Here is an 11,672-nt window from a genome sequence, read left to right as displayed (position 1 = left end):
CCGTTGGTGTCTTTCCGCGCGGCTTCTTGCGTTCTCTCTTTTCTCCCTCCCCCCCACTCGCCCCCGCACCCCCTCGGCAACTTCACCGTCAACCGCTACGACGGCCTGGTCGCCGCCCCCGGCACGCTCCGGGTCGACCACGTCGAGGACCTCGCCGAGATCCCGGCCACGCAGGCCAAGCCCGACATCGAGCGGCTCGGCACGGCCGAGTGGGCGCGGCAGCGGTGCGCGAAGGCGGCGGACGGCAGCAGGGTCACCGTCGACGGACGGGCCACCGCCCTGACGGTCCGCCGCAGCATGGCGCACCTGCGGCCGGGGCAGGCGGGCCTGAACACCCTCCGCGTGGAGTGCGCGCTGACCGCGCCGCTGCCCGCGCACGACACGGTGCGCCTCGGCTTCCACAGCGCGGGCGCGTCCTCCGGGCCCGGCTGGCGCGAGATCACCGCGCGCGGCGACCGTATGACGCTCACCGCGACGGACGTACCGAAGACATCCGTGTCCCACGAACTCACCAGCTACCCGAAGGAGTTGCTCTCCTCCCCCGCCGACACCTCGTCCGCCTCCCTGCGCGTGCGCACCGGCGGACCGGCCCTGGCGAAGGAGCGGCAGGACGCCCCCGCCGCCTCGGTCCTGCCGCGCGGCGCCGACCGCTGGACCCGCGCCCTGGACTCGCTGGTCGCACGGCACGACCTCACCGTCGGCTTCGCCGCGCTCGCGCTGCTGATCGCGATCGTCCTGGGCGCGATGCACGCGCTCGCGCCGGGCCACGGCAAGACCCTGATGGCCGCGACGGCGGCCGCCCGCGGCGGCCGAGCCCGCCTCAAGGACGTGCTGCCCCTGGCCGCCTCGGTGACGGTCACTCACACCCTCGGCGTGGTCGCGCTCGGTCTCCTGGTCACGGCCGGCTCGGGGGCGGCGCCCTCGGTGATCGCCTGGCTGGGCATCGCGAGCGGCGTGATGGTGGCCTCCGCGGGCGCCACGCTCGTACGCCGCGCCTGGCGCAACCGCGGCCCCGCACACCCGCACGGCCATACACACGACCATCCACACCCGCACCCCCACCCGCGCGAGGAAGCTCAACCCGCGGAGCGCGCCCTGGTGTTGGCCGCGGCCCGCACCGAGCCCGCCTCGGCCGCCGCGGACACCACCTCCCACCCTCCAACGCACGACCACGACCACGCGCACCCCCACCCCCACGACCACCATCACGACCACGGTCGTGCACACGATCACGGTCATCCGCACGGCCACGGCCACCCCCACACCGTCGAGCACACCCACGGCGGCTTCACCCACACCCACTCGACCGCCCCCACCCTGCGCGGCACGCTCCTGCTCGGCTTCGCCGGCGGTCTCGTGCCCAGCCCCTCCGCCGTCGTCGTGCTGGTGGGCGCCGCGGCGCTCGGACAGGCCTGGTTCGGGCTGCTCCTCGTCGTCGCGTACGGCATCGGGCTCGCCATCACGCTCACCGCGGCCGGGTTCGCCGTGGTCAAGCTGGGCACCGGCATGAACCGCCTGCTGGACCGGCGCCCCCGCTGGACCGGCCACCCCCTCGCGTCCCTGGTCCGCAGGACCGCCCCGCTCGGGTCGGCGTTCCTCGTCGTGGCCCTGGGCGTCGGACTGGTGCTCAAGGGGGCCGCATCCGCACTCGGCTGAGCTACGTTTGTGGAGGAATCACACGGAGTGGAGAAAACGCGCGGATGCGAATGGGGGAAGCCCGTGTCCGAAGAACCGGGCAGTGAACGTGTGATCGCCGGCCGCTACCGCCTCCTGACCCCCCTCGGTCAGGGCGGCATGGGCACCGTGTGGCGCGCCAGGGACGAGGTGCTGCACCGCGAGGTCGCCGTCAAGGAGGTGCGCGCACCCGCCGGACTGGAGGCCTCGGACGTCGGCCGGATGTACGCCCGGCTCGAACGCGAGGCGTGGGCGGCCGCCCGGGTCGCCAACCGCAACGTCGTCACGGTGTACGACGTCGCCACCGAGGACGGCCGGCCCTGGATCGTCATGGAGCTCGTCCGCGGCGTCTCCCTCGCCGACGTCCTGGAGTCCGAGGGACCGCTGCCGCCGCAGCGGGCCGCGCACATCGGCGCCGAGGTGCTGGCCGCGCTGCGGGCGGCGCACGCGGCGGGCGTGCTGCACCGGGACGTGAAACCGGCCAACGTGCTGATGTCGAACGACGGCCGGGTGGTGCTCACCGACTTCGGCATCGCGCAGGTGGAGGGCAGCTCCGCGCTGACCATGACCGGCGAGGTCATCGGCTCGCCCGAATTCCTCGCGCCGGAGCGCGCGCTGGGCCGCACTCCGGGCCCGGAGTCCGACCTGTGGTCGCTGGGCGTCCTGCTGTACGCGGCCGTCCAGGGCCACTCGCCGTTCCGCCAGGACACCCCGCTCAGCACTCTGCGGGCGATCGTCGACGAGGAGCTGCCGCCGCCCTGGCAGGCCGGCCCGCTCGCCCCCGTCATCGAGGGGCTGCTGCGCAAGGACCCGGCCGAGCGGATGCCGGCCGACCGGGCCGAGGAGGATCTGCGGCTCATCGCGGCGGGCGGCACCCCCGGCGCCTTCGGGGCGCCGACCGTCCCGTACACGCCGACGATCGCCGGCTACCCCGACGGGACGGCGCAGACCACGCCGACGCCGTACGGGACGGCGCCGACCACGCCCGCGACGACCACCACGACCGAGCCGGAGAAGCGCAACCGCAAGGCCGCCACCGTCCTGATCGCCGGCCTGGTCGTCCTCGCGCTGGCGCTGGCCGGTCTGACGTACGCGCTGCTCAACCGGGACAACGGCAACGGGAACGCGAGTGGCGCCGACACCCGTTCCGCGAGCACCACTTCGCCCGCGCCCACCACCACGAAACCGGCCGGCGGCGGGGCCGAGAGCCGTACGCCGAGCCCGAGCAGCAGCCGTACGACGTCGGCGCCGCAGTCCGTGCAGGTCACCCTCACGGGCGCGAACACCTCCTACTCCGGCAGCTGTCCGCCCGCCGGCGGCCAGGCGCCCGCCTTCACGGCGACGTTCACGGTGGGGAAGCTGCCCGCGGAGGTGAGCTACCGCTGGGTGTCGCAGGACGGCCAGGTGATGGACCAGGGGTGGCGGACCATGTCCTTCCCGGAGGGCGGTTCGAAGACCAAGCAGGACCGGGCCTTCGTGACGACCTACGACAGCACGGGGACGTTCCGCAACGCGATCAGTGTCGAGGTGCGCTCGCCGGTGCAGACGAAGTCCAACTCGGTCCCGTTCTCGGTGACCTGCGTGGCGGAGACCCCGACGGGCGGGGCCTCCTCCAGTGCGTCGCCGTCGCCGTGATCAGGCGGCGCTGGTCAGGACCGGCAGATAGCCGCCGGACTGGCCGGCCGCGGTCGGGTGGTAGGACTCGCCGATGTTCAGCCATTCGACGCTGTGCAGCCAGGAGCTGCCCGAGCAGATCTCGTGGCCGGTGAAGGTGGAGCGGACGTCACCGAAGGTGAACCCGTGGTCGGCGGCGGCCTTGGCGATGGCCGTGTCGAGGTAGTCGGCCGCGCCGTTGATCGCCTGCCGCTTGGTCTCGGACAGGCCGATGCAGGTGGTGCCGAGCTTGTAGAAGCGGGGGTAGCCGAGGACGACCACGTGGGCGTTCGGGGCCTTGGCGCTGATCGCGGAGTAGACGGTGTTCAGCTGTCCGGGGAGCGTCGAGTCGACGTACGCCTTCGCGGTGTTGATCCGGGACAGGCAGGTGCTGTCGGACTGGAGCACACAGGTCGTCATGACGTCGGAGAATCCGGCGTCGTTGCCGCCGATGCTGATGGAGACCAGGCCCGTGGCGGTGCTGAGCGGACCCAGCTGCCCGGACAGAACATCACCCGTACGGGCGCCCGAGCAGGCGGTGAAGTCGAACGTCGAGGGTGAGTGGGCCGCGGCCCAGAGGTAGGGGTAGGCCTTCGTGCTGCGCTTGCAGTCGCCGCTGGAGCTGGTGTAGCTGCCCGATCCGACCCCTGAGGAGTAGGAGTCGCCGAGGGCCACATAGCCGGTGGCCGCGGCGTCTTGGGACGCCTGCGCCGCGGTGGCCCCGGTGAGGGCCGCACCCGCGGCGAGGAGGATCGAGCTCACGAAGACGGCAATTCGGGAACGTCTCATGGAACCTCCCTTTAGCAGGATCTCTGCCATAACCGTCGTACCAACTACGCGTGTCGACGGGAAGTGTTCATGTCAAGACTTTCGGGCCAACTACCGTTCGAATCCGGACTTCTTCGGGACCGGCACCCCGGTTGCGGCTGGTTCAAGAATGGACAAGAACCGCCCTCTTGCCCCCTTCGGACCTTGACGGCCACCGACGGGCTGCGCGACTCTGAAGCCCGGCATCCGGCGCGTCGGGGGGCAAAGTCGCCAATGCAGACCATCCGTCTCAAGAGACCACCAACAGCGGGCTCGGAGCGGGCGCGGACAGGACCGGGGAGGGACCTGTCGCCACTGCTCGCGGGGGCCGCGACGGCCGTGGGGGGCTGCGGCGCGCTACTCGCGCTCGCCGGCTCGGACTCACCCCTGCGCGGCCCGTTCACCCTGTTCTTCCTGCTCGCCGCGCCCACCACGGCCATCGGGGCCGCGCTGCGCGGGCTGGAGCCTCTCGGTCGCGCGATCGGCGCGATCGGGGGTGCGATCGTCCTCGACATGCTCGTGGCGCAGGGCATGTTGGCCGTTCACCGATGGTCGGTGACCGGGGGAATCATCGCAGTGACCGTGATCAGTTTCTGTCTTTTGATGGGCTGTGTAACGGTCAAACCAACAAAAACGTGAGGCCTCGTTCCAGGCCTTGCCATAGGGGTTCAATCGTCAATACCGTCGTACATCTCACCCGCATCGGTCCATCACCAAGCGGCTCTAGGGGAGGGCTCAAGGACCGCGATGGATCCGGCGTGGGGCGCGGTAGGGGGGTGCCGTGCTCGGTGACCGCACTTGTGACCGAGTCGTGCCGCGAGACCGACTGCCGTTCCACGGCAGGCGGCCAGCTTTGCCAGCTCGCCTCGGCATGCACGGAGATCCATTTCGTCATGTCACAGGCATGAACCCCCCTTTCGAACCGGACACATAACCGGGCCGCCCAGGGGCGGGCGGTCCACCGGACGAGAGGGACCAGACTCATGAGTTCTGTTCTTCGGCCGGCGACCACGGGCCAGGATCCGTTAATTGCCAGCAAATACCGGCCGATCTCTTCTCACCTGGCCATCGCGCCACCGGTGAGCGTGGTGATTCCCGCCATGAATGAGGCGGAGAATCTCCCCTACGTGTTCAAGACACTTCCGGACTGGATACACGAAGTCGTTCTGGTGGACGGCAATTCGACGGACGACACCGTCGAAGTGGCCCGCGGCCTGTGGCCGGAGGTCAAGGTCGTCGAGCAGCGCGGCAAGGGCAAGGGCGACGCGCTGATCACCGGCTTCGAGGCCTGCACCGGCGACATCATCGTGATGGTCGACGCGGACGGCTCGGCGGACGGCAACGAGATCGTCAGCTACGTCTCCGCGCTGGTCTCCGGCGCCGACTTCGCCAAGGGATCCCGCTTCGCCAACGGCGGCGGCACCGACGACATGACGTTCATCCGCAAGCTCGGCAACTGGGCGCTGTGCACGATCGTCAACCGCAAGTTCGGCGCCCGCTACACGGATCTCTGCTACGGATACAACGCGTTCTGGCGGCACTGCCTGGACAAGATCTCCCTCGACTGCACCGGCTTCGAGATCGAGACCCTGATCAACATCCGCGTGGTCAAGGCCGGTCTGAAGGTGCAGGAGATCCCGAGCTACGAGTATCTGCGCATCCACGGCGCGAGCAACCTGCGGGCCGTGCGCGACGGGTTCCGGGTGCTCAAGGTCATCCTCAAGGAGCGGTCGAACCGGAAGGAGCTGCGCCGCCAGGAGCACCACTCGCCGATGCTCGAATCGGTTCCGCTCGACCCGGTCCCTCTCGACTCGGTCCAGGGAGAGGTGTCTTGAGCGGTCCCGACATCTCCGTCGTGATCTGCGTGTACACCGAGGACCGCTGGGAGGACATCCTCGCGGCGGTCTCCTCGGTGCGGGCGCAGTCGCACCCCGCACTGGAGACACTGCTGGCCGTCGACCACAATCCGGCGCTGCTGGACCGGCTGGCCAAGGAGTACAAGGAGGCGGACGACGTACGGGTGCTCGCCAACGCGGGCCCCCGCGGCCTGTCCGCGGGCCGCAACACCGGCATCGCGGCCTCCCGCGGCGAGGTGATCGCCTTCCTCGACGACGACGCCGTGGCCGAGCGGGACTGGCTGCGCCGCTTCGCCGAGGGCTACGCCGATCCGCGGGTGATGGCCGTCGGCGGCCGCACGATGCCGATCTGGGCGTCGGGCCGCCGTCCGGCCTGGTTCCCCGAGGAGTTCGACTGGGTGGTCGGCTGCACCTACAAGGGCCTGCCGCAGGGCCGGGTCCGGGTGCGCAACGTCCTCGGGGGCAACGCCTCCTTCCGCCGTACGGCGTTCGACGCGGCCGGCGGCTTCGCGACAGGCATCGGCCGCGACGGCGACAAGCGGCCGCTGGGCTGCGAGGAGACGGAGCTGTGCATCCGGCTCACCCGCGCCAGACCGGACGCGATCCTGCTGATCGACGACCGCGCGGTGATCCACCACCGGGTGCCCGAGGCGCGCGAGCACTTCGGGTACTTCCGCACCCGCGCCTACGCGGAGGGCCTGTCCAAGGCGCTGGTGGCGCGCAGTGTGGGCGCAGACAAGGGACTCGAGTCCGAGCGCCGGTACGCCACCCGGGTGCTGCCCGCCGGCGTGGTGCGGGGGCTGCGCGACGCCGCGCTGGTCCGCCCCGGGGGCGCGGGCCGTGCGGGCGCGATCGTCGCCGGGGTGCTCACCGCGGCCGGGGGGTACGTGGTGGGCACCGTCCGGGCGCGCCGTGGCGGGGCCACCTTCTCCGTCGTCGAGATCGAGGGGGGATCTCATGACTGAAGCACCGGTGCCGATCCTGATGTACCACTCCGTCGCCACCGCCCCGAACGACGCCACCCGCGGGCTGTCGGTGGCGCCCGAGGCGTTCGCCGAGCAGATGGCGTGCCTCGGGGACCGCGGGCTGACCCCGGTCAACACGGCGGATCTGGCGGCGAGTTGGCGCTCGGGGCGCCCGCTGCCGCCGCGGCCCGTGCTGATCACCTTCGACGACGGCTACGAGGGCGTGCACCGGCACGCCCTGCCCGTGCTCGCCAAGCACGGCTTCGCGTCGACGCTGTTCGTCTCCACCGGCTGGATCAAGGGCCCGCACGACATGGGCGGCGGCCTGGACACCATGCTGGACTGGGACCAGGTGCGCGAACTCGCCGCCGCCGACGTGGAGATCGGCGGGCACAGCCACACCCATCCGCAGCTCGACCAGCTCGACGACGACGCCCTGCGCCACGAGCTGATCCACTGCAAGGAGATCGTCGCCGACGAACTGGGCCGCGTCCCGGTCTCGTTCGCCTACCCGTACGGCTACTCCAGCCGCCGGGTGCGCGACGCCGTGCGCGAGACGGGGTACGCCCAGGCGCTCGCCGTCGGCAACGGCCTCGCCCGCCGCCGCCAGGGCCCGTACGCCGTGCAGCGGGTGACCGTGCGCCGCGCCACGGGCATCGAGGAGTTCGAGCGGCTGGTCGAGGGCCACGCGATCGCCCGCACCTTCGCCAGGGACCGCGTGCTCACCAAGGGGTACGCGATGGTCCGCAGAGCACGCCAGGTCCGCCGGAAGGCCATCCGTTCCCGTGTCTGACACGACGACCACGACCGAGGCGGCGTCGTCCGCGCCCGAGGCGCCCGAGCAGTCGGGGCGCCGCCTTCGCCTGCCCGGACTGGGCCGGAAAAAGGGCGGCAGCCAGCTGTTCCGCAACGCCTATGCCCTGATGCTGAACACCGGCATCTCCGCCGTGCTCGGCCTCGGCTTCTGGCTGGCCGCGGCCCGCTACTACTCCGAGGACGCGGTCGGCCAGGGCTCGGCCGCGATCGCCGCGATGAAGTTCCTCGCGGGCCTCACCGCGGTGACGTTGACCGGCGCCCTGGCCCGGTTCATCCCGGTCTCCGGGCGCACCACCGGGCGGCTGATCTTCCGTACGTACGCGGGCAGTTCGCTGGTCGTGGCAGTGGCGGCGGGGATCTTCCTGCTGACCCTGAACCTGTGGGGTCCGTCGTACCGCTTCCTGCACGGGCCGCTGAACGGCCTCGGGTTCATCGTCGCCGTCATGGCCTGGAACCTGCTCACTCTCCAGGACGGCGTGCTGACCGGGCTCAGAAGCGCGCCCTGGGTCCCGGTGGGCAACACCGTGTTCTCCGCGGTCAAGCTGGGGCTGCTGGTCGCGTTCGCCGTGGCGATCCCGGCCACCGGCGTCTTCGTCTCCTGGGTCGCCGCGATCGCCACCTCGGTGGTCCCGCTCGGCTGGCTGGTCTTCCGGCGCCTGGTGCCGCGGCACATCAAGGCGACCGAGGACCACGCGAAGCCGCCGCACCTCAGGGAGATCGGCAAGTTCCTGGCCGGCGACTACACGGGCTCGCTGTTCTCGCTGGCCGTCGTCTACCTGGTCCCGGTGATCATCGCCTCGCAGGTCAGCTCCAAGGACAACGCGTACTTCTACATCACCACCACGATCGGCGGCACGGTCAACCTGCTGGCCATCAACATGGGTGCCTCGCTGACCGTCGAGGGCTCGCACGACCCGGCCCGGCTGGCCGTCAACACCCGGGCCGCGCTGCGGCGGATGGCCCGGATCATGCTGCCGATCTGCGGGGTGCTGTTCATCGGGGCGCCGTGGATCCTGGGCGTCTTCGGCGCGGGCTACGCGGACGCGGCGACGCCGCTGCTGCGCTGGTTCGCGGTGGGGGCGCTGCTGCGGGTGGTCATGGAGACGTACTTCGCGGTGCTGCGCGCGCAGAGCCGCACCGGCGGACTCGCCTGGCTGCAGGGCCTGTTGTGCGTCCTGGTGCTCGGCCTGACGCTGCTGCTGCTCCCCCGCATGGGGCTGACCGGCGCCGGTGTCGCCGAGATCTCCTCGCTCGCGGTGATCGTCACGATCGCCGCGCCGAAGCTGTACCGGATCCTGCGCGCCGCCCCGGCCGACGTGCCCGAGCACGCGGCACCCGACGGCGACCTCGCCGACCTGGGGGCGCGCGAGGTGCCGGCCACGGACGCGCCGCGCCGGCGCGGGCCCGCCTGGGCGCTGGACTCCGACACCCTCGCGCTCGGCATCCACGTCGACTTCGACCATGTGGAGCGGCGGCCGGACGTGCGGCCGGGGCCCGGGACCCCGCCCACCGGGACACCGGTCCTGCCGGCGGACCACCGGCCCACCTGGGCGAAGAAGCCGGAGCTCGGCCTGCCGGTGGAGGAGCGGGAGCCGGGGTCCGAGGCGTCGCTGGGGCCCGCCGAGGTGGACGCCCCGTTCGGAGCGTCCTTCGGCGAGGACGTCGTACGGGAGGCGGAGGCCTCGCTCGTCCAGGAGGAGCCGGCCGAGGAGGTGCGCGAGCCCGAACCGCCCGCCCTCACCTGGCGCGAGCGCCTGCGGCCGAGCCGCCTCGGAGTCGTCCTGGGCTGTCTGCTGACCGCCGCGCTGCTCCTGTACTGGGTGCCCGCGCTGGGACTCGGCGAGGCCGACCTGGACGCGATGGGCGGGCTGGGCCTCGTCTCGGTCCTGCCGCTGCCGACGCTGATCGGGGCCGCGCTGCTGGTCGCGGTGTTCGCCTCGCTGCTGTGGACGGGACGGGAGCACAAGGCGCTGCTCCTGGTCACCCTGCTGGCGACGGTGATCTCGCTGCACGCGCTGCCCGCGGTGATCGAGACCGAGCCGCGCTTCCCGACCGCCTGGCAGCACCTGGGCTTCCTCGACTACATCGACCGCACCGGCTCCGCCGTGCCGGACCTGGACGCGCGCTGGAGCTGGCCGGGCTTCTTCGCGGTGGCCGCGTTCGTCGCGAAGGCGTGCGGGGTCACCGACCTCACCGAGGTCATCCGCTGGTGGCCGCTGACCATCCAGCTCCTCTACCTGGCACCGATGTTCCTGCTCGTACGCTCGATGCGGGCGAGCTGGCGGGCCAGGTGGACCGGCATCTGGATCTTCGTGCTCAGCGGCTGGGTGGGCCAGGACTACTTCTCACCGCAGGGCTTCACCTACCTCCTCTACCTGGCCTTCGTGGCGATCCTGCTGGTCTGGTTCCGCGAGCCGCGGATGCTGTGGACGAAGCGGCGGCCCGGCGAGGCGGAGGTCGAGCCGACGAGCCGGCGCCAGAAGGCCGCCCTGCTCGGGGTGCTGGTCGGCCTGTACGCGGCGAGCGTGCCGGCGCACCAGCTGACGCCGTTCATGATGCTGGGCGTGCTCGCGGTGCTCGTCCTCATCGGCCGGTCCGAACTGCGCGGTCTGCCCATCCTGTTCGGTGTCGTGGTCGCGGCCTGGCTGGGCTTCATGGCCGAGCCGTACTGGTCCGGGCACTTCAACGAGCTGTTCGGCGGCGTCGGCGGCGTCGGCAGCAACGTCTCCACCTCGGTCTCCGGCCGTATCCAGGGCGGCGACTCGACGCACAAGCTCGTCCTGTACACCCGGGTACTGCTGGCCGGCGCGGTGATGGCGTTCGCCTGCTGGGGCTGGTGGCGCCGGCGCGACCACAAGTACCGCGAGCGGTCGCTGCTGGTCCTGACGTTCGTCCCGTTCCTCGGCTTCGGCATGCAGTCCTACGGCGGCGAGATGGCGCTGCGCGTCTTCATGTTCGCCGTGCCGGGCGCGGCGCTGCTGGCCGGGCTCGCCCTGTTCCCGCGCACCGGCGTCACCGCCGAGGAGCGGGACAAGGACCGGGTGAGCCTCGCCCCGCTGGCCGCGCTCATGGCGGGACTGCTCCTGATGGGCGGCTTCCTGGTGGCCCGCTGGGGCAACGAGCCGTTCGAGCGGGTCCGGCCCGGCGAGGTCGCGGCCATGGACTACGTGTACGCCCACGACAAGCCGACCGTCCGCCTGCTGTGGCTCAGCAACGACACGGTCAACGACGTGACACCGGCGATGCCGTGGGGCGCGAAGGACATGGAGCGGGTGAACTACGTGCCCACGCTGGCCCCGGCCGACCCGGTGCTGGTGTCCAGCCTGGTCAAGGCGCTCAAGGACGCGGGTCCGAACTCGTACCTGATGATCAACGAGAGCCAGACGACCTACCTGCGGATGGACGTGGGCTACTCCGACACCTGGGAGCCCCGGCTGATCCAGAACCTGGACCGGCGGCCGGAGTTGGAGAAGGTCTACGTCAACGCGGACGCGACGATCTACGCCCTGGCGAAGCAGCCCGCGGGCAAGGTGCCCAAGCCGGATCCGGGGCCGATCGGGCCGCAGATCACCTGGACGCCGTGGTCGGTCGTCGGCGCCCTGGCGGCCCTCGCGCTGATCGTGCTGCTGACGGCACGCGAGGTCGCGCGGATCGCGTTCCGGCCGAGTGTGCGGCAACTGCGCTGGTTGCAGAGCAGTTACTGGTTCTCGCTGCCGCTGCTGGCGGTGTTCCTCGCCTCGCTGGTGCAGCGGTTCCTCACCATGAAGTGAGGCCGCGGTCCGTGAAGTGGGGGGGGAGGGCGGGGAGGCGGGGGGGGGGCATCTGTTCGGCTCCGTCTTGGACCACCTTTCTCCTCATCTGGTATTGGCCTGCCGGCTCCTGTTGGGGGGACGCGGGAAAG

The 11,672-nt window shown here is 71.5% G+C and carries 8 protein-coding genes; 7 read left to right on the top strand and 1 reads right to left on the bottom strand.

Annotated elements, in window-relative coordinates; genetic code table 11:
• The first annotated feature begins 6 nt into the window (after positions 1-6).
• Positions 7-1,656, top strand: coding sequence for a sulfite exporter TauE/SafE family protein (locus ACFU97_RS09165; protein ID WP_384253477.1), 1,650 nt, complete (start codon positions 7-9; stop codon positions 1,654-1,656).
• Between the two features lie 63 nt (positions 1,657-1,719).
• Positions 1,720-3,309 carry a serine/threonine-protein kinase gene (locus ACFU97_RS09160; protein WP_384252982.1) on the top strand — a complete coding sequence of 530 codons (1,590 nt, stop codon included), beginning with the start codon at positions 1,720-1,722 and terminating at the stop codon, positions 3,307-3,309.
• Here ACFU97_RS09160 and ACFU97_RS09155 read toward each other — a convergent pair whose 3' ends face one another.
• Positions 3,310-4,116, bottom strand: a complete 807-nt coding sequence (locus tag ACFU97_RS09155; protein ID WP_384252980.1) for an SGNH/GDSL hydrolase family protein — start codon at positions 4,114-4,116, stop codon at positions 3,310-3,312. It lies immediately after the preceding gene.
• A gap of 252 nt (positions 4,117-4,368) precedes the next feature.
• Between ACFU97_RS09155 and ACFU97_RS09150 the strand changes: the two genes are divergently transcribed.
• From ACFU97_RS09150 to ACFU97_RS09130, 5 genes are all read left to right on the top strand, one after another.
• Complete coding sequence (locus ACFU97_RS09150; protein WP_384252977.1) at positions 4,369-4,773, top strand: hypothetical protein; 405 nt, start codon at positions 4,369-4,371, stop codon at positions 4,771-4,773.
• A 344-nt stretch (positions 4,774-5,117) separates the two neighbouring features.
• The gene (locus ACFU97_RS09145) at positions 5,118-5,969 is read left to right on the top strand and encodes a glycosyltransferase family 2 protein (RefSeq protein ID WP_384252974.1); all 852 of its coding nucleotides are present in this window, start codon (positions 5,118-5,120) and stop codon (positions 5,967-5,969) included.
• Entirely contained in the window at positions 5,966-6,955 is a 990-nt protein-coding gene (locus tag ACFU97_RS09140; RefSeq protein WP_384252971.1) for a glycosyltransferase family 2 protein, read from the top strand. The genes ACFU97_RS09145 and ACFU97_RS09140 overlap by 4 nt, the downstream gene beginning before the upstream one ends.
• The gene (locus ACFU97_RS09135; protein ID WP_384252968.1) at positions 6,948-7,748 is read left to right on the top strand and encodes a polysaccharide deacetylase family protein; all 801 of its coding nucleotides are present in this window, start codon (positions 6,948-6,950) and stop codon (positions 7,746-7,748) included. The genes ACFU97_RS09140 and ACFU97_RS09135 overlap by 8 nt, the downstream gene beginning before the upstream one ends.
• Complete coding sequence (locus ACFU97_RS09130; RefSeq protein WP_384252965.1) at positions 7,741-11,541, top strand: lipopolysaccharide biosynthesis protein; 3,801 nt, start codon at positions 7,741-7,743, stop codon at positions 11,539-11,541. Before ACFU97_RS09135 ends, ACFU97_RS09130 begins: the two co-directional genes overlap by 8 nt.
• The last annotated feature ends 131 nt before the right edge of the window (positions 11,542-11,672 follow it).

The sequence above is a fragment of the Streptomyces sp. NPDC057616 genome (genome assembly GCF_042800575.1).
GTDB lineage: Bacteria > Actinomycetota > Actinomycetes > Streptomycetales > Streptomycetaceae > Streptomyces.
The sequence above is the reverse complement of the archived record's forward strand: the minus strand, read 5'-3'. Positions and strand labels throughout refer to the sequence as shown.